The sequence below is a fragment of the Neisseriaceae bacterium genome (assembly GCA_016864895.1).
Taxonomy (GTDB): Bacteria; Pseudomonadota; Gammaproteobacteria; order Burkholderiales; family Neisseriaceae; genus QFNR01.
In genome coordinates, this window is sequence record CP046107.1 from 1,455,795 (window position 1) to 1,475,569 (window position 19,775).

17 protein-coding genes and 3 tRNA genes are annotated in these 19,775 nt (G+C 33.8%); 12 read left to right on the forward strand and 8 right to left on the reverse strand.

The features are described from left to right. Positions 1–2: 2 nt before the first annotated feature. Positions 3–575, forward strand: coding sequence for an outer membrane lipoprotein chaperone LolA (gene lolA / locus GKC53_06280; GenBank protein QRN41860.1), 573 nt, complete (start codon positions 3–5; stop codon positions 573–575). A gap of 548 nt (positions 576–1,123) precedes the next feature. On the opposite strand, the gene GKC53_06285 is transcribed toward lolA, so the two are convergent. Then, positions 1,124–1,990, reverse strand: a complete 867-nt coding sequence (locus GKC53_06285; GenBank protein QRN41700.1) for a YicC family protein — start codon at positions 1,988–1,990, stop codon at positions 1,124–1,126. A gap of 124 nt (positions 1,991–2,114) precedes the next feature. Between GKC53_06285 and GKC53_06290 the strand changes: the two genes are divergently transcribed. Next, positions 2,115–2,852 carry a ribonuclease PH gene (locus tag GKC53_06290; GenBank protein ID QRN41701.1) on the forward strand — a complete coding sequence of 246 codons (738 nt, stop codon included), beginning with the start codon at positions 2,115–2,117 and terminating at the stop codon, positions 2,850–2,852. On the opposite strand, the gene rnhB is transcribed toward GKC53_06290, so the two are convergent. Further along, the gene (rnhB, locus tag GKC53_06295; GenBank protein QRN41702.1) at positions 2,849–3,484 is read right to left on the reverse strand and encodes a ribonuclease HII; all 636 of its coding nucleotides are present in this window, start codon (positions 3,482–3,484) and stop codon (positions 2,849–2,851) included. The genes GKC53_06290 and rnhB overlap by 4 nt on opposite strands. Here rnhB and trmB point away from each other — a divergent pair. Then, positions 3,483–4,178, forward strand: a complete 696-nt coding sequence (gene trmB, locus GKC53_06300) for a tRNA (guanosine(46)-N7)-methyltransferase TrmB (GenBank protein ID QRN41703.1) — start codon at positions 3,483–3,485, stop codon at positions 4,176–4,178. The two genes, rnhB and trmB, sit on opposite strands and share 2 nt — an antisense overlap. 29 nt (positions 4,179–4,207) lie before the next feature. Here the strand turns inward: trmB and dapB are convergent, their stop codons facing one another. Continuing rightward, the gene (dapB, locus tag GKC53_06305) at positions 4,208–5,029 is read right to left on the reverse strand and encodes a 4-hydroxy-tetrahydrodipicolinate reductase (GenBank protein ID QRN41704.1); all 822 of its coding nucleotides are present in this window, start codon (positions 5,027–5,029) and stop codon (positions 4,208–4,210) included. 34 nt (positions 5,030–5,063) lie between these two features. After that, positions 5,064–5,414 (reverse strand): outer membrane protein assembly factor BamE, encoded by a 351-nt coding sequence (gene bamE, locus GKC53_06310; protein QRN41861.1) that lies wholly within the window; start codon positions 5,412–5,414, stop codon positions 5,064–5,066. 201 nt (positions 5,415–5,615) lie between these two features. Here bamE and fur point away from each other — a divergent pair, with 201 nt between their 5' ends. From fur to rsgA, 3 genes are all read left to right on the forward strand, one after another. Next, a complete protein-coding gene (gene fur, locus GKC53_06315; GenBank protein ID QRN41862.1) occupies positions 5,616–6,050 on the forward strand; it encodes a ferric iron uptake transcriptional regulator in 435 nt (144 codons plus the stop codon). A gap of 62 nt (positions 6,051–6,112) precedes the next feature. Further along, positions 6,113–7,366, forward strand: a complete 1,254-nt coding sequence (locus GKC53_06320; protein ID QRN41705.1) for a M48 family metalloprotease — start codon at positions 6,113–6,115, stop codon at positions 7,364–7,366. Further along, positions 7,359–8,231: a ribosome small subunit-dependent GTPase A gene (gene rsgA, locus GKC53_06325; GenBank protein QRN41863.1), complete on the forward strand. Its 873-nt coding sequence runs from the start codon at positions 7,359–7,361 to the stop codon at positions 8,229–8,231. The genes GKC53_06320 and rsgA overlap by 8 nt, the downstream gene beginning before the upstream one ends. 81 nt (positions 8,232–8,312) lie before the next feature. Here the strand turns inward: rsgA and GKC53_06330 are convergent. Beyond that, a tRNA-Asp gene (locus tag GKC53_06330) sits at positions 8,313–8,389 on the reverse strand. A gap of 4 nt (positions 8,390–8,393) precedes the next feature. Then, positions 8,394–8,469: transfer RNA gene (locus tag GKC53_06335), tRNA-Val, on the reverse strand. Positions 8,470–8,701: 232 nt separating this feature from the next. On the opposite strand from GKC53_06335, the gene GKC53_06340 reads away from it, so the two are divergent. From GKC53_06340 to GKC53_06365, 6 genes are all read left to right on the forward strand, one after another. Next, positions 8,702–8,792: transfer RNA gene (locus tag GKC53_06340), tRNA-Ser, on the forward strand. Between the two features lie 468 nt (positions 8,793–9,260). Continuing rightward, a complete protein-coding gene (locus tag GKC53_06345) occupies positions 9,261–9,413 on the forward strand; it encodes a hypothetical protein (protein QRN41706.1) in 153 nt (50 codons plus the stop codon). 586 nt (positions 9,414–9,999) lie between these two features. Continuing rightward, positions 10,000–11,637: a cytochrome bd-I ubiquinol oxidase subunit CydA gene (locus tag GKC53_06350; GenBank protein ID QRN41707.1), complete on the forward strand. Its 1,638-nt coding sequence runs from the start codon at positions 10,000–10,002 to the stop codon at positions 11,635–11,637. Between the two features lie 22 nt (positions 11,638–11,659). After that, positions 11,660–12,883, forward strand: a complete 1,224-nt coding sequence (cydB, locus tag GKC53_06355; GenBank protein ID QRN41864.1) for a cytochrome d ubiquinol oxidase subunit II — start codon at positions 11,660–11,662, stop codon at positions 12,881–12,883. A gap of 106 nt (positions 12,884–12,989) precedes the next feature. Continuing rightward, positions 12,990–14,708 carry a thiol reductant ABC exporter subunit CydD gene (gene cydD, locus GKC53_06360; GenBank protein QRN41708.1) on the forward strand — a complete coding sequence of 573 codons (1,719 nt, stop codon included), beginning with the start codon at positions 12,990–12,992 and terminating at the stop codon, positions 14,706–14,708. Then, complete coding sequence (locus GKC53_06365) at positions 14,708–16,345, forward strand: ATP-binding cassette domain-containing protein (protein ID QRN41709.1); 1,638 nt, start codon at positions 14,708–14,710, stop codon at positions 16,343–16,345. The genes cydD and GKC53_06365 overlap by 1 nt, the downstream gene beginning before the upstream one ends. Before the next feature lie 6 nt (positions 16,346–16,351). Here GKC53_06365 and GKC53_06370 read toward each other — a convergent pair whose 3' ends face one another. Continuing rightward, complete coding sequence (locus GKC53_06370; protein ID QRN41710.1) at positions 16,352–17,359, reverse strand: ferrochelatase; 1,008 nt, start codon at positions 17,357–17,359, stop codon at positions 16,352–16,354. Further along, positions 17,356–19,764 carry a hypothetical protein gene (locus tag GKC53_06375; protein QRN41711.1) on the reverse strand — a complete coding sequence of 803 codons (2,409 nt, stop codon included), beginning with the start codon at positions 19,762–19,764 and terminating at the stop codon, positions 17,356–17,358. Before GKC53_06375 ends, GKC53_06370 begins: the two co-directional genes overlap by 4 nt. Positions 19,765–19,775: the final 11 nt, after the last annotated feature.

Here is a 19,775-nt window from a genome sequence, read left to right on the forward strand (position 1 = left end):
TAATGACCTCTGTTACCGTCATTTCAGCAGATGGCTTGTCGCAACTAAAAAATTTTAATGATAATGTTGATGAGTTAAAAGGGGATTTCACTCAAGTGGTTAAAAATCACAAGAGCTCGAAGAAAACTTCTGGGTATTTTTCTGTTACCAGACCTCAATATTTTAGGTGGGAGTACACAAAACCATATCAACAAATTATTGTGGGTGATGGCCAGTACATATGGATATATGATATTGATTTGAAACAAGTGGTTAAGAAGAGGCAAAATATGGCTTTAGGTGAGTCTCCTGCCGCTATTTTAGCCGATAGGAGTACATTAGATAAGACTTATACTTTAAAAAATGACTTGACTAAAGATGGTGTTGAATATGTATTAGCAAAACCTAAAAAAGAAGATACCGGTTACCAATATATTAGAATTGGTTTTAAAGATAATAAATTAGTACAAATGGATCTTAAAGATAGTTTTGGGAATCAATCTATTATTGATTTTAAAAATATGACCAATACCCCTTCTGGCAAGGAAGTATACCGTTTTAGGCCACCTAAAGGAGTTGATGTGTTAGAAGAATAATTTGGGTTTATTAAATCAGAGGGTGGGATGTGGCTTATAAGTTTGTAGCACGCAGATAGGAATTAGTCTTATGTGGTCAATACCACAACGAGCAAAATAGGGTTTGGTTGCAAAAACTTATCCGTATAGTGGAGGGTATTGGAAAGCATTGGTTAATCACTGAGTGTTGAGGCAAAGAGCCCTAATCCAGAAGCCAAAGGATGTAGTGTTATAAATGATTCATTAACTATAACTATCTTGAGCCACCAAACACTTAATATTGAACGCAATTAATCTCTTTTTTTATTCATTATATCGGACAAATTGATACCTTCTCTTTTAGGCACGCTTAAGAGAGAGTCAAGGCATGATTCTGGTATGTTTAAAATTTAACCATCTCTTATCGCGACTAAGAACAAGCACGAGTCTCAACTCCGAAGTTACCATAAATGGAAATTATATTGAATGAGATGGGTAAGCCGTATATTGGGACATATCTCAATTAGTGTATAGTCGTTGACTTTGAGAACTCACTCTAAAAGTTATTTAGAGTAGAATAAACGATTATTTTATTCAATATTTTGAATCTGTTCCCGCATTTGTTCAATTAATACCTTTAGCTCAATTGCAGATTGTGTCAATTCTGCTTGATTTGATTTGCTGGCAAGTGTATTACTTTCACGATTAAATTCTTGCATCATAAAGTCAAGTCTCTTACCTAGAGTGGTGTTATCATTTTCTAAAAGTAAACGTTTAGTTTCATTGATGTGAGATTGAAGTCTAGATAGCTCTTCATCAATATCAATTTTTTGTATGTACAGTGCAATTTCCTGATTAAGGCGTTCGGATTGTATTGAAGTTCCTAGAACTTCATTTAATTTTTCGGTTAAGCGAGCACTATATTCCTGAATTCTTTTAGGGTAGGTCAATAGAATGTTCTGAACAATTTCTTCAATTTTAGTGATTCTAATGAGTAAGTACTCTTTTAAATTTTTACCTTCACGTTTTCTGGATTGATTAAATTCAATACAAGTAGCTTCAACTTGTTCTAAAAGTTTTTGTTCAATATTGTTTAAATTAAGTTCTTGTCTAGAAAGTACACCAGGAAATTTCAATATATCAGCGACCGTCAATGACTCAATACTAGCTTTGCGAACTAGTTTTTTATTTAATTTTATTAGTTGATCAGTTAACTTATCATTTAAGCTAATATTGGTATTATCCATATTAAGATGTATGTTAATACGACATTCTACTTTACCACGTGAAATATGTTTTGACAGTAATGCATTGATTTTTTGTTCTAACAATCTTACTTCTTCTGGTAATTTCAGAGAAATATTAAGGTAACGGTGATTGACTGATTTAAGTTCAATATTCACATCTATATTATTATAATTTGCGTTGGTGTTGGCATAGCCAGTCATACTATACATAGAAAAATTAGTAGTTAACTTATGGAGTATTTAATATACCTTATTTACCTTTGAAAGGAAAGTTAATCAGCGAAGTAATATAATTTTCGATATAATCTACTCAGTTAAACACAAAGGGCAAAATATGTTATATAGGAAAGATAGATTAGTTAATGCTATCCGTTCTGCTAAAATTACACCAGACTACTTGATATATCCAGAAGGTTCGGTATTGATCGAAATGGGACAAACTAAGGTAATTTGTAATGCAACTTATGAAGAGAAAGTCCCTCCATTTTTAAAATGGAAAAATACAGGCTGGGTAACAGCTGAATATGGAATGTTGCCTAGATCTACTGAAACTCGTATGAGGCGCGAAGCTTCAGTTGGCAAACAAAGTGGTCGCACCCAAGAAATTCAACGATTAATAAGTCGATCATTACGACAAGCTATTGAACTAGAATTGCTAGGAGAAAGACAAATAACGATTGATTGTGATGTTATTCAGGCAGATGGAGGAACACGTACAGCAAGCATTACCGGAGCTTATGTTGCTTTGCACTTGGCAATTTTAAAATTGTTAAAAAGGAATATTTTATCAAAAAATCCACTATTAGAACCAATAGCAGCTATTTCGGTTGGTGTGGTTGAAGGGGTATCTTTACTAGACCTAGATTACACAGAAGACTCTCATTGTGATAGTGATATTAATATTGTGATGAATCATTCGGGAAAGATTATTGAAATTCAAGGTACAGCCGAGCGAGCGGGATTTGATAGTGATCAATTACTAGAGCTAATGAGTTATGCTAAACCTGGGATTCATATGTTATTTGAGCTACAAAGAGAAGCTATTGAAAAATCAAAAGTTTTTCAAAGCTAGCCTTTTAACATATATTTGATGGGTGCAAAATTTTTTCTATGTGATTCAATATAACCATACTTTTTCAGGGCGTTTAGGTGATCTTTTGTTCCATATCCTTTGTGTTTGGCAAAACCGTACTCTGGGTATTGTTTATCTAAGATCATCATTTCGTGATCTCGGGCAACTTTGGCAAGAATGGATGCGGCACTTATTTGGGCAATTTTGTTATCACCTTTAATAATGCATTGGGCAGGTATGGTTAAATTTTTAGGGATATGATTCCCATCGATTTGCACTTGATGGGCACAGGGTTGGAGCTGAGAAATTGCTCGGCTCATTGCTAAAAGGGTTGCTTGTAAAATATTTAAAGATTCTATTTCGTCAACGCTAGCATTAGCAATGGCAAAACTGATGGCTTGATTTTGTATTGCTTGATTTAATTTCTCTCGTTGTAAGCTTGTAAGTTTTTTTGAATCTCTCAGATTAGGTAAGTAATATTGTTTTGGTAAAATTACAGCTGCAGCATACACACCACCGGCTAAAGGGCCTCGTCCTGCTTCATCGACACCTGCTATCAAATTGTATGAACTATTTTGTTTCATGTTAAAATACGTGCTTTTTTTGATATTAATAAAAAAGAAATTTTGCATGGATGATAAAAGTAATCAGAAACTAAGTCAAATCAGAGGTATTCGAAGCTATGTTGTAAGGCAAGGTCATATAACTTGTCTGCAAGAGTCAGCATTGGAGTGTTTAATGCCAATCTGGGGGATAGCATATCAAAATAAGAAAATTGATTTAGACAGTATTTTTTCTAGACATCAGCCCAAAATATTAGAAATAGGGTTTGGTATGGGGCAGACGACATTTGAAATGGCAAAGAATACACCTGATATTGATTACCTGTGTGTAGAAATTTACAGTCCAGGAGTGGGTAACTTATTACATTTGATTGAGAAAGAAAAATTGACAAATATCAGAATTATTAGACATGATGTGGTAGAGGTCGTAGAGCTCATGCTGGAAGACGAAGTGTTCTCAGGTATCCATATTTATTTTCCAGATCCTTGGCATAAAAAAAGACATCATAAAAGACGTTTAATTCAATCTCCTTTTATTCAGAAATTACTACCTAAACTAAAATCTGGAGGCTATATTCATTTAGCAACTGATTGGGAAGATTATGCATACCAAATACTAGATGTTTTGTCTCGAGAAAAAAGTTTAATCAATAAATTTGAAACTTTTGCTCCTAGACCAAACTATCGTCCTGTGACTAAATTTGAGCTAAGAGGGCTACGATTAGGTCATGGTATTTGGGATATCATATTTATCAAAAAGTAAAGTCAATATGATACAATTGTATTGACTGATTATTGAGCTAAATGGCTAATATTCAATACATCTTGCATGCTATATAGGCCTTTGGGTTTATCTTTTAGCCAGCAAGCAGCGTGTACTGCTCCATTGGCAAAAGTAAGGCGACTGGAGGCTTTATGAGTGATTTCGACACGTTCACCCTCGGTAGCAAATAAAGTAGTATGATCCCCTATAATATCTCCTCCCCTGATAGTTGAGAAACCGATAGCATTAGGATCTCTTTCTCCTGTATATCCCTTTCTACTATATACAGCGACATCCTCTAATTTAACGTTTTTATTTTCAGCAATAACCTCACCAATTCTTAAGGCAGTACCCGAAGGTGCATCTACTTTATGGCGGTGATGAGCTTCAATAATTTCAATATCATAACTGGATTGAAGTGTACGAGTAGCCAATCCAACTAAAGCAAAGACGAGGTTAACACCTATACTAAAGTTAGGAGAAAACACAATAGGAATAGATTGACTACTTTTATTAATTTCCTCTTTCTCAGTAGTAGAAAATCCGGTGGTACCGATCACCATTGCTATTTTATTTTCGATACATAGAGGAAGATAAGATAGGGTAGCTTCCGGTCGTGTAAAATCGATCAGCACATCTGCATCAGTATTTTTTAGGACAGTATTTAGAGAATTAGATACCATAATATCAGTAGAAATACCAATCACATTCCCTGCATCTTGCCCTATAATGGGACTTGAAGAATGACTGGTAGCACCTACCAATCGGGTATTTGGATTGGCACAGACCGATTGGATAAGGGCACGCCCCATTCTTCCATTGCTTCCAGAGATAATAATTTTTGTATCCATTTTGTGATTAAGCTTACTAAAATTTACCTTTAGGTCAGATATCAAGATAGTTAAATTCTTCTGGATTACCAGATATGTTAGTTAGAACATCCCCAGAAAATTGAAGAACTAAATCGCTTTTCTTAAAAAACTTATCAGCTTTTAACACAGTATAAATATAATGCCATGAGTCATCTCGAAAAGGATTTTTTAGTTGAGGATTCCCTAATAACTGCTTCACATCTTCCTTAGTCATGCCGATATGAAGTTGACTAAATTGGTTTTGAGTCAATTCATTACCTTGGATGACTGTAATTTTATAGCCAGGAATACTATCCTCTTTTTTAAAAACAGTAGAGCAAGCACACAGGCTACATACCAATAGCGATAAAGTAGTAAATTTCATTGTTGAGTTCACGTTGATATCCCTTATCCTTAAACTTAAATACTAAAACTTAATACTAATTAAAAAATAGTTCTGCAAAATACGTCCGTATTATAATAGCATTTTTATGATTAAGATACTTAAATTTGGTTTATTTATTGATATTAAGAAGCTATAATTAACGATAATAGTAGTATTTAATTGTTTGATTATAGCGCAAGGATGATCGTTATGAGTTATACCACCCAATTAAAAAGTAGTGGTTTGAAAGTGACAGGGCCTAGGCTTAAAATTTTGAATTTATTTGAAACTCATCCAGACATGCATATGAGTGCAGATGATATCTATCGCATTGTTTTAGAAAAAAATATGGATATAGGTGTTGCGACTGTTTACCGTGTTTTAACTCAATTTGAAGAGGCAGGTATCTTGACTCGTCATCATTTTGATACAGGTAAAGCGGTGTATGAATTAAATACAGGTGATCATCATGACCACATAATTTGTATACGCTGTGGTAAGGTCAGTGAGTTTTTTGATACTGAAATGGAAGAGTTACAAGAGAAAATTGCTTCTAAACATGGGTATAAGATCTTAGACCATGCTTTGTATATTTATGGTGTTTGCCCCGATTGTTTACGAAAAGATTCTAAATAAATATTTATGAAAGTTGCAATATGATATCTATAACCATAGATCATATAACCATAGATCAGATAATGATCTCTTTTGTTTGTTTGGTCGTAGTGGTTGCCGTTTTACAATTTTATTTGGTAGGGCGCCAATCGGGTGTGTTGAAAAAAAATCGAAATGAAGTGCCTAACTATTTTCGACAAAAAATAAAAATAGAGGCTCATCAGAAATCAATAGATTATTCTCTAGTTAAACTCAATTTACAGAAATATACCATTTTTGTAGAAATGGTACTTATGCTTGTTTTTACTATTTTTGGTGGCTTGAATTTAGTAGCTTATCTTGCGTCTACTGTGGTTCAACAACCTGGAATTTTAAGGGATATATTACTTATTTTATTATTTTCCTTCTTTAACTATCTACTTACGTTGCCATTGACTGTTTACAGTATTTTTGGAATTGAGACACAGTTTGGATTTAATAATATGGCACCCAAGTTATTTTTGAGGGATCAAGTAAAAGGATTAATTTTAGGAGCGATCTTTTTAATCCCTATAACTTTTGTAGTTCTATATCTTTTACGTTGGATAGGTTCGATGTGGTGGTTTTATACTTGGCTGGTATGGATAGGACTCTCCTTGTTTTTGTTGTGGATATATCCTAAATGGATAGCACCGATTTTTAATACATTCAAACCATTGGAAGATGAGGTTTTAAAATCAAGAATAGAGGGGTTATTACGTAGAACCGGCTTTCAGAGTGATGGAATATTTGTTATGGATGGTTCTAAGCGTTCAGGACATGCCAATGCATATTTCTCTGGATTTGGTAAAAATAAAAGAATTGTTTTTTTTGATACGTTATTAAAAGACATGAATCCAGAAGAGGTAGAAGCTATTCTAGCCCATGAATTGGGGCATTTTAAATTAAAGCACGTACTTAAGCAGATGGCTGGTCTTTTTTTACTGGCCTTGGTAGTATTGTATGTCTTAGGTTTATTGATTAATAGCCCTAAATTTTATTTAGGACTGGGGGTAGAATTTGAACATATTAGTAATGGCATGGGCTTACTATTATTCTTTTTAGTATTGCCTGTGTTTACTTTTATATTATCTCCATTATCGAGTGTTGCTTCTAGGAAAAATGAATACGAAGCTGATAGGTTTGCGACTGAAGTCACATCTGCAGATGATTTAATTTCTGCTTTAGTAAAATTATATAGTAGTAACGCATCTAGTTTGGTGACAGATAAGTTCTATTCATTTTTCTATGATAGTCACCCTAATGCAGAAGATAGAATTGTAGCATTAGAATCAACTAAGAAAGAAAATGATAGGTAGAGCCAGAGTTATTGCTGATTTTGGTAAGGCTTATTTGATTGAAGATGAGTCTGGTAGAGTTTATCAGACCAAGACGCGGGCTAAAAAAGTAGATTATGCGTGTGGTGATTGGGTAATGGTGACAATTTTAAATGAGAAACAATCTGTTATCGAATCTTGTTTACCACGTGAGAATGTTTTATACCGAGCAGATTTATACAAATCTAAGATATTAGCGGCTAATGTTGATCAAGTTTTATTTATTATGGCTGTAGAACCAACAGTAAATCGGAATTTAATGCAAAGAACTATGTTGGCAGCAAGGGCATCGGATATTGATTTTGTTATTGTTTTAAATAAGGTAGATATAGTAGGTAGTGAAAAGGTCAGAGATCATCTTGATTATTACCAAAAAATGGGATACGAAGTAATTGAATTATCTGCTCTGAATAAAATTACTAAATTAGTGCCCTATTTACAGGGAAAAACCAGTTTACTGGTAGGTCAATCTGGAGTGGGTAAATCTACTATCATCAATAGATTACTAGGTCAAAATAAAGCTAAGGTTAATTCCATTTCAGATAATTTGAATACAGGACGACACACGACTACTCACACAGTGATGTATACGATTAATGATAATAGTTTTATTATTGATTCACCTGGATTGCAAAAATTTGGTTTAAGTTATATACCCACAGCTGATTTGATTGGATATTTCCCAGATTTTGAAATTTACATGGGTGCATGTAAGTTCCATAACTGTACACATCAGGAAGAGCCAGGATGCGCACTTAAAGAGGCGGTAGAACAAGGTCAATTAGATGCCTCTCGTTTAAGTTTTTTACAGGAAATCACCAGGGAGAATTCCAAAAAAAAATACTAAGAGAAGTTTTTCTACTACATGTACGAAATTGACTGTATATACGATATACGAATCACATATGAACCTGAAAATTTTCTAATTTGGCGCGGCGGACGGGGCTCGAACCCGCGACCCCCGGCGTGACAGGCCGGTACTCTAACCAACTGAGCTACCACCGCGTTTTGGTGGGTGATAACGGATTCGAACCGCTGACATTCTGCTTGTAAGGCAGACGCTCTACCAACTGAGCTAATCACCCTCTGAAGGAGGTATATTAGACCAAATAATTGATTATTCTGCAAGCGTTTATAGATAAAAAATTTTAATATATTGATTTATAACAATATTATTTTTTTAATAATATTATTTCCGGTATTGATAATGTAGATTCTCATATAGTATGAAGAGGGTGATTATATTTCATGTGACATAATAAATTTTACCACTTGAAATGTTTGTGTATAGTGGTTATAATCTCGCAATTGAAATACGGAAGCGTGGCAGAGTGGTTGAATGCAACGGTCTTGAAAACCGTCGAGGGTTGATAGCCCTTCGTGAGTTCGAATCTCACCGCTTCCGCCATTTCCTCTAGTTAAGTCTAATATTGATCGTTCGGTTTATCCATTTTAACTTTATAATTTGTTTATAAAAAATATCCATTTTAATAATTTAAGTTTCAGTCATGCTTAATGAATTGTAAGTAATGACAATTTATTTCAAGTTCAAGTGGTTCTTCTGTCTTTGTAAATTGTTTATGCTGTTTAATTACCCTGATTAAGTTTATTTCTTATATGCCGGCTGATATTGATAGTTATCTTAGATTTCGTTCATTATTGATATGTGAAAAATTATGAGAATGGAAATTGTTGGTGGATGATTGTTTGAAATTAGAATGATACGTATTATGAAGCCAATTCTCATGTGAGTACATGAGTTAAGTTTAGTAATAAATATTAATTTTTACTTGTCTTACTTTTGAAGATTAAAACTTTTCTTTAAGTATTTTTCTTTGACATCCTCCCCCCGGTCTAAAGGGCAGGGATTCCTACGGTGTCTAGCAGTGTTGCTAACTCACTTCGGTGGGTTCCTGTTGCTGATAACCTTACTACATCATTCACTTCACAGACTAACTGGGCATGTCCTGCCTCTATTAAAAGCTTTTTTGATTTGCATGTCTTGATTATACTAATGAACTATGAATAGTCGATAAGATAGCATAGACACTAAAAGACGAAATAACCATTTCGTGGTTACGCCTTATATCCCCCCACCATGAATAGTGGTGGTTTACGGCGAGCATGATTATTTTTACAGTTTGGTTGTTAGAACCCGATTCTTTAGATGAGAGAGGGTATTAATTGAATGTTGATAAAAATACAACAATAATTATCGATAGAAAAAATAATGGGGGGGGTCTGTTTCGTTGCTTGGCCTTAAAAATTTGGATTGCATTCATCATTCTAAAATTCTTTTTTATCATGTAGCATAATTAGCAAATTAAGTATTTTGAAATTGTTTAAGTAAGTGGAAAATAAACTTAAATAAATAGATATTATCTTTAAGAGTTGGGTTTGTGGATTTTAAATTATATTTTCAAAGACTATTTAATTTGGAGTGCAGTTATATTTTAGTAAAAATAATGTATAATACGGATACGTTGTGGTATGTGAAAAATAGCCGCATGTGGGTAGGTGGTTGTTTTTGCTATTCGTTTTAATTTGATTAATAAATTTATAAGTGCGAAGAAAATATTTTATTGATCGCTGGCAAATAATTAAGGAGGATTCTGATGGTGGAAAATGCTGTTCTTGACCCGTCTCGGTGGCAGTTCGCATTGACGGCGTTATATCACTTTTTCTTTGTTCCATTGACTCTGGGGCTTATAGTGATAGTAGCCATTATGGAAACAATTTATGTCAAAACTGAGAAAGAAATTTATAAAGATATGGCTCGTTTTTGGGGTAAATTGTTTAGTATTAACTTTGCTATAGGTGTGGCGACAGGTTTGACCATGGAGTTTCAATTCGGTACTAACTGGTCTTATTATTCACATTTTGTGGGTGATATTTTTGGGGCTCCTTTGGCTATCGAGGGGTTAGTTGCCTTTTTCTTGGAATCTACGCTCTTTGGATTAATGCTTTTTGGCTGGGATAGAATGAGTAGAAAAAAACACTTGGCTGTTACTTGGTTGACTGCACTTGGTACTAATCTATCAGCAATGTGGATTTTAGTTGCTAATGGTTGGATGCAATATCCAGTTGGCTCTGCACTCAACCCAGAAACAGTACGTCATGAAGTACTTAATTTTTTTGATGTAGTATTAAACCCAGTGGCTCAGGCCAAATTCTTACATACGGTTTGTGGTGGTTATGTATTTGGTGCTATGTTTGTATTAGGTATTTCTTCTTGGTACTTACTCAGAGGTCGAGATATTCAATTTGCTAGGAAGTCATTCACAGTTGCAGCTATTTTTGGTTTTTTTGCTTCTTTTGCAGTTGTATTTTTTGGGCATGAGTCAGGTAGCCATGTTAATGAATATCAACCAGCAAAGATGGCAGCTATGGAAGCTCATTATGATGGCGTGGATGGATGTGTTGATTTTAAACTTTTTGCTTGGCCTAGTTACAAGTCTTCAACTGACTTTACTGAAAAGGACAGTTGGGTATCTATTCCTTGTGGAACAAGTTTAATCAATTACTATAAACCGAAGATGGAACAAACTAAAGGGGAAAGAGTATTAGGTGCTAAGCAAATTGTTGAACAAAATGTTGTTAGAGTAAAAAATGGGATTATTGCGGATGAAGCGTTACAAGTTATTAGTGGTAAGCAGGTATTCTCCCATCCTGAAGATCGAGCCAATGCATTGCAAACAGCCCGTATCAATTTTGACAAATACAAACAGGATTGGGGTTATGGACAGCTTGTTAAAGCAGTGATTCCTAAAGATCGAAGTATAGCCAGTGCAACTGAGGAAGAAATACAACAGGCTGCTGAACTAACGATACCTAGTGGAATGCCTTTTTTATTCTGGACATTTAGAATAATGGTTGGGTTAGGCTTGTGGTTTATTTTATTATTTTCCTGGGCAGTTTTAAGTGTTGTAAAAGGAAATGTTGGCCGCAGTACATTACTTTCAAAATTATCATTGTGGTCTATTCTTTTGCCTTTAGTTGCAATTGAATGTGGCTGGTTCTTAGCTGAACATGGACGTCAACCGTGGGCAATTGATGGTGTTTTACCTACTTTCTTGGCTGTTTCTGGTATTACTGTTACGGAAGTATGGTTTACTTTAGTTACAATTATTGCTCTGTACACTGGATTTTTAATCGCCGAATTGTATTTAATGTTCAAATATGCCAGATTAGGGCCTTCATCTTTAAAGACAGGTCGTTATTCTTTAGAGAATTCTCGTTCTAGGGAGGTGTAAAATAATGGATTTTTTAACTGGAATTTTTAGCTATGATCAGTTGAGGTTTATTTGGTGGTTACTTATCGGTGTATTAATGCTTTTGTGGGCGATTACAGATGGTTTTGATATTGGTGTTGGTATCCTGCTAAAAGTGATTGGTAAAACTGATGAAGAACGGCGTATTATGATCAATTCAGTGGCGCCTCATTGGGATGGTAACCAAGTTTGGTTGGTTACCTCTGGTGGTGCTATGTTTGCTGCTTGGCCAATTGCTTACGCCACTGCATTTAGTGGATTTTATTTAGCTTTAATGCTGGTATTGATGGCTCTGTTCTTTAGGCCGATGGGATTTGAATATCGTTCTAAGATCGATTCACCTGTATGGAGAAATTTGTGGGATTGGGGCTTAGTAATAGGTTCTTTAGTTCCAGCATTGGTTATAGGAGTCGCATTTGGTAATCTACTACAGGGGGTACCGTTTGATTTTATCCCCAACGCAACATCTGCCAACTCACAATTGGCTAACAACATTAATATGCCTTTTTATCATGGAGGATTTAACGGAAATGAACTCGGTGGTATCTTCAGTGGTTTTATTGGTTTGATTAGTTTATTAAACTGGTATGGGCTCATTGCAGGATTACTCTCAGTCTTTATGTTAGTAGCTCATGGTGGTGCTTTTTTACAGTTGAAAACATCTGATCAGATAAGAGCTAGAAGTGAAAAGGCAACATGTATTTCAGCACTATTAGCATGCTTTTTGTTTGTGGTAGCTGGTGTGTTGTTATACTTTTTTATTGATGGTTATCAAGTAACTTCTACTATTGCTGATAATGGATTAAGTACACCTGCTGTCAATAAAATTGTGGAATCTGGTAGTGCATTTTGGTTTAGGAATTATGCTCAAATGCCATGGCTGTATGTATTTCCTTTATTAGGTATATTGGGTTTTTTGGGTGCTGCTTTAGGTAGTACAAAACATAAGTGTATTTTTACCTTTGTAAGTACCTCTATAGCTATATTGGGTGTTGTTTTTACAGCTGGTGTGTCTATGTTCCCATTTGTGATCCCATCTTCAACAACAATGAATCATAGTTTAACTATTTGGGATACCACTTCTAGTTATGGGACTCTGGGTATTATGACTTTGGTTGCATTGGTGATGACACCTGTAGTGTTGGCATACAATATTTGGGGTTATTATGTGATGCGTGGTAGAGTGACATCTGAGTATATTCGTAAAAATTCTAATAAGTTGTATTAGTTTGTTAATAGTATAAGGAATATTGTATGTTATATATATGTTGGGTTGTGGGAGTGGTGGTTGTAACAGCGATTGTTGTTTGGGCTACTGAAAAATACGAGATGTAATGGAACCACAGAAGGGAAGATTTCAAGTAAAAAGTATAGCATCACAAAAGAAAGTTATTCGCCAGTATCTTAATCAGATACTGGTAGATGTGAAGGGTCTTTTAAATGTAGCTTTATTTTTTGCGATTTTGTCTTTGATACTGTTTATTGTACAAAGTTGGTTTCTTGCCAATTTGTTTTCTAGTTTGGTCATGGTCTATTTAGAAAAAATTGATTTTGACCAAAAATTTTTTTTGTATCACTTATCAATTATTTCTTTTTGCCTTATTCTTAGGCCGTTACTACAATATATACGTGAGAGATTTTCCCAAAAAGCAAGTTTTTTAGCCAGACAAAAAATACAAAATCAGTTAATTACCATTATTAGTCACTTGGGTCCTGAATCGAGAGTTTTTGGTTCTGAAGGGGTATTAAGTTCTAAACTAATGGATCAGATTGATGCATTAGATGATTTCATTAGTCGATATTATGTACAAGTTTTATTAGTGGTTATTACACCTATCATTATTCTTAGTGTAGTTATTTTTTATAGTAGGGTCGCTACTATTATTTTTATTATTACCGTACCTTTAATTATTATTTTTATGATATTAGTAGGGGCTTCAGCAGCAGATAGAAGTCGAGCTCAATTTGATGCTTTAAATCGATTAAGTGGTTATTTTTTAGATTTAATTCGAGGCATGAAAACCATTACTCATTTTAATGCAGTGCGAGATGCTGCAAAAATTATTCATGATACTTCTGATGAATACCGTAAAGGAACAATGAGTGTTTTAAAATTAGCTTTTTTATCTATTGGAACACTTGAATTTTTTTCATCCATTTCTATTGCCGGCATTGCGCTTTATTTAGGGTTAGGATTAATGGCAAATATCCCAGGTTATACTAATATCATTATGGTTCCTTATCAGCCTGCACTATTTATCTTACTTTTGGCACCTGAATTTTATGCTCCATTACGAATTTTAGGACGTGATTATCACGCTAAAGCAAACGCAGAAGGTGCGATGGCTGAATTGATTCCAATTTTAAAATATGATGCATGGATTCATCCGGGAAAAAATAAGATTTTCTTATCTGAAGGACCTATGTTGACTGCTAATGATTTATATATTGAAGACGATCTTGGGAAATTAAGACTGAAAACTATTTCTTTCAATGTCAGGAATAAAGAGAGAATTTTGATTAAAGGAGATAGCGGCGTTGGTAAAACTTCATTATTTGAAGCTATTTTAGCTTTTATCCCTTATCAAGGAAAATTGAAAATTAATGAACAGGAACTTAGTGAGATTAGTAGAGATGATTGGCATGAACAGATTAGTTATTTATCTCAATCTCCTAGGATTGTTAGCGGGACTATATCTTCTAATTTAAGATTAGCTTCTCCTAATGCAAGTGATGAGGAACTATTGGCAGTTTTAGAAAAAGTTGGGTTGAAGGATTTTGTTTTGCAATTACCTAAACAGTTAGATACCTTACTGGGTGAGAGGGGATTGGGTTTATCAGGGGGGCAGTTAGGGCGTTTGAGTATTGCTCAGCTTTTATTAAAAGATGCCTGGTTATGGTTAATTGATGAGCCCACTGAACATTTAGATCCAGACACTTCTAAAATGATATTAAATCTCTTAGAAGAAGTTACTCAAGATAAAACTGTATTGTTAATTAGTCATCAGGAAGAGTTTTTAAATTGGTTAGATAGAACTATTTGGATAGAGTGATGACCACGAGAAAAATACCAAAAATAAGATTAAGTAATTTATTGGGAAGTCGAAAATTTTATTGGTTATTAGTGATAGTTTTAAGTACCTCTATGTTATTTTCTTCGATTGGGTTATTGTCTACTTCAGGCTGGTTTATAACAGCAGCTGCGATAGCAGGATTATTAGGTATTGAAATTAACTATATTACCATGTCAGGATTAATTCGAGTTTTTTCTTTAACTAGAACAGTGACTCGATATATAGGTGATTTAGTTTCACATAATGCCATTTTACATTTGTTGAAAGATTTAAGAGTGAATACTTTTGAATATCTTTCTAAGTATCGATCTAAATTACATAATAGTAGTGTTAATTCGATTGTTATGGCACATCGATTGGTGATAGACATTGATCGATTAAATTTATTTCCTTTGCGATTTTTTCTCCCTTGGGTTTCTAGCACACTGATAGTATTGGTATTTTCCTATGCGATATATCAGATAGCACCAATTTTATTGGTGTATATCCTACCTGCTGTGTGTGTTTCTTGGTTGGTTATTCCTATTTCAAGTTTTTTCAAAGGGATTTATCTGGCAAAAGAAGAAGTAGCTTTATCCGAATACTGTAAGGAACAGTTCATTCAGTCTTTATCTTTGTTAACACCATTACTGATTTGGAAAACTTGGTCATTTGAGCAGGGGAAATTAAATCAATTACATAATGATAGGTTGCAAAAAAAATTACATCAGCAAAATTTTACTAGCTTCATTAAGATGTTGCAGGATATGGCGTTAGCAGTTGCTCTTATGGCGGGTATTTGGAAAGGAACTGTTTTGGTCAACAATCACATGTTAACAGTCCCTTGGCTGTTGGGTATTATTTTAGGGATTATGGCTTTGGTTGAATGTTTGTCTCCTTTAGCAGGTAGTTTTATGTCATTAGGATTAAGTATTTTTTCTAGAGATAGAATCAATGAACTTATTGAAAATAATAATGAAAAATTAGAATTTAGTATGATTGAGCCTGAGCAGATTGAAAGTTTAGAGTTAATTAATGTGTCTGGTACAATACCCAACGCCTTAAATGGTCCTAGATGTATTTCTTTTAAATTAGCTAAAGGTGATGTGCTGGGAATTCGTGGCTCTTCAGGAGTGGGGAAAACAACACTTTTAGATTTGATTGCACGAGAAATTACTCAGGTAGAGGGAGATATTTTGCTCAATGAACAAGTGATAGATACTTGGTGCTTAAAAAATACTTTAGGGTACTTACAACAGCACATTGACATATTTGATTTTAGTCTGGCAGATAATTTGAGAATTGGAAAACAAGATGCTAGTGATGATGAATTGTGGCAGGTGTTAAAATTTGTTTGTTTGGATGACTGGGCTCAATCAAGAGAAGGTTTAGAGACGGTTTTAGGTGAGTACGGAGCAGAAGTTTCAGGAGGGCAAGCAAGGAGGATTGCTTTAGCTCGTTTACTATTGTCTAATCGGTCTTTACTTTTACTGGATGAACCGTTTGCAGGTTTAGATAAGAATAATATCGAATTACTTTACCGACGTTTAGTTACTTACGCACAAGACAAAATAATATTGATTGTTAGTCATCATGATTTGTCAATTTATGGTTGTGATGAATACTGGATAAAGTGATTAAGTTTATAATTTAGCTCGAATAATATTTTTTAGAGCCTCTACAAATACCTTGTTATCATTTAGGCAGGGAATATAATTGAAAACCTTCCCACCTGCCTGAATGAATTGTTTACGCCCAGAAATATCTAGTTCTTCTAATGTTTCTAAGCAATCTACAATAAAGCTAGGAGAGATTACATCGATAGATGAAATACCATTTTTAGGTAATTTTTTCAATAGCTTTTGAGTATTAGGTTGTAGCCACCTGAATTTTCCAAAACGACTCTGGAAACTCATGAGGATTTCATTATCTTCAAGCTTAAGTTTTTGTTGAATAATTCGCGTGGTTTCTAGACAATGTTGGTAGTATGGATCGCCTTTTTCTACACATTTGATAGGAATGCCATGGTAAGATACTAACAATAACCGAGAGCGGCCATTTTTTCGCCAGTAATCTTCAATATGTTGAGTTAGTGCCTCAACGTACATAGGGTCTTGATAAAAGTAATTAATACTTGAAATTTCAGGTTGAAATCTTAGATTCAATAATGTGCGCCATACTTGATCTAATGAAGCGCCAACGGTTGCTGCAGAGTATTGAGGGAATAATGGTAGGACTATTAAGTTGGATATACTGTCTTGTTGAAAATCTGCAATAATATTATCAACGAAGGGATCACTGTAATTCATTGCCATACGAATTGTGATGTTATCGACTTCTTGGTTAAAAGATTTTTGCAGTTTGTCAACTAGGTTGATAGAGTTTTGTATTAAAGGAGAATATTTACCGCTGCTCCATATTAGCTTATATTTGGAGAGAGATTTTCTGGGGCGAATGGGCAGAATAAACAGATGTAAAATGATTTTCCATAAAATTGGGTTAATTTCCAAAACTCTTTTATCAGATAGAAATAGCTTCAGGTAGTGTTTTATAGACTGATGTGATAGGGTTTGTGGCCCCCCAATGTTAATGATTAGAACACCATATCTTTTAGATGATTTATTATCTGCGTGAAGGTCAGCTATCGTCACTTTTTATCCTTAGTATATATTTGTTTATTATCAATCAAAATCTTTCGTCGGCCACCTAATTCTGCTTTTGACAAAATACCATTATCTTGCATTTGCTCCAATAATTGATTGGCTAGGTTATAACCAATTTTCATTTTTCTTTGTAAAAAAGAAATAGATGTTTTCTGTGAATTTAGAATATGTTGTACCGCCATATCATATAAATCATGATTTTGTGGCTCATTATGTTTCTTAGCTTGGTAATTAGAAATATCTTCATCAAATATTGGTTCTAAATCGAAATTACTCATGAGTTGTGAGCACTCTTTTCTACTCAAAGTACCAATTTGCAAGTGAATAGTTTGTAAGTGATCTGGCAGTAGTAATAAGCAGTCACCAGTACTAAGTAGTTGCTCTGCCCCGGTTTGATTGAGGATCAATAAACTTTGTATGTGAGTGTTAACTTTAAATGCAAGCCTAGTAGGAAAGGCATATTTGAGAGTAGGCGTGATAGATTGAATAGAGGGAGTGGACTGGGTGGATACCAGATGAATCCCTATTTCCTTACAATATTGTATTAATTTTCTTAATAATTCCTTATCAATTTGTTGGAGCATTGGGTTTAACCAATTAAGTTCGCTAATAAAAATGACCAAAAATGATAAAGGCTTTAAAGGAGAAGGGTTATCCAAATCTTCACTAAAAGGATCTGCAATGAAGATATTTTTTTCAGAGGCGGCATAGATTTTTTTATTTAATTCATTAATGTCCTTGGATTGAGTGTCATGTAAAATTTTTAATCTTTTTTGTGCTTGATTTAAACACCAGTTAATGGTGTTTAAAACGCAGGTAGGTTTTTTTATTACAGGAGCGATTAAATGAGGTAGGTTGATATATGAACCAAAATCTGTTTCATTTTTTCCCATAAAAATCATTCTCATATTCTGTGATGTGTTTCTAGCGATTAAAGAGGCTATAGCAGCCTGCATTCCTAATAGATTATTTGAATGATCATTACTTGCTATTAGAAAATTAGGCATATTTTCTAATGAAGTTAATACAGGTTTATTATGTATGTCTTTGCCTAAAGCGATAACTAAATTTTCATTAGAGTTAGAAAATTCTTTCTGACTAAAAATCTCCATTAATGATACTGTTTCATTTCTTTTCTTAGCAATCAGAAGTTCATAGTCAGCCCGGGTGGGACTGATTTGTTTGAGAAAAACATTTTTATTATCAAGAGATTTTTTCAAATCAGTATAAGATTGTTGTACCTCCTGTGAATTAATAGGTAAATTTAATTTAATGTGGTAGTTAAAAAATACTGGTCCAATGTCCACTTTTATAAGTTTGTTAGCTATATTATTTTTGTTAAAAGTTCGAGTAATGACCTCGGATTGTTTAACTGCCATTTGTTTAACTTCCTTTTGGTTGAAATCAAGTTTTTTGAACGATTTTTTTAGTAGATAGAGTATTGGTCGTTCCTCTTTTTGTATAGGCTCTATAGGAGATAAAGATCCTTTGATTCTAATTTTTTCTTTAGTTGTATCTTGAGTACTTTGTTGTTTTAATTTTATTTCTCTACTACTAACAGCAAAGTTAGGTTTTTCTATAGGCTTTTGGGTAATAAACTGAGCTTTTAATAAAGTTTTTTCTTTTTCATCTTTGGGATCTTCATTTTTTTGAGTAAAAATATTTAATAGGCTCATTGCAATATTTAAGAGACTAGTTCTAATACTGTGGAATAAATAAAGCCAAGAAGTTTGTATTGTTAGTACAAAACCACCTATGCAAAGGGTAAGTAATAATATACCTGACAATACATTGCCTAAAAACTGACTAAAAATTGGTGTTAATGTGTTTCCGATAAGACCGCCAGCTCCTAGAGGTAAAGATTCTTGGATGATATCTGTAAGATATATTTTTTCAAGCATAGACCCCGTCAGTAGTAAAATAATTAAACCAATAAGACTATATGAGAATGAGAAAGAAGTATTTTTGGCATTAGAAGAGTGATATAAAAAAGCGAGATTAAAAATAGTAAAAATTAGAAAGAAGTTAATCCACCATGCAGACAAACCAAAAAAATAATAGAGGACATCAGCACTGTATGCTCCTATTTTTCCCATAACATTATGTATTTCGGTAGATTCTACCGTTGTTCTAGACCATGCGGGGTCATACATAGAAAACGACAATAAGGAAATAATAAAAAATATCAATATAAAAGCCATTGCCAACACGATTAAATCCACAATAATTATTTGAAAAGGATGGTTTTGTGAAAAATGTGGAACTTTAGTGTTGGACTTGTTACTTTTGTTAGTATTATCAAATTCAGAAGAGTCATATTCTGAGAATATAGATGATAATTCATTGATGTTTTTATAGTTTTCTTTGGAATGAGGATCGATATTCAAATTCATAATTATTCTTC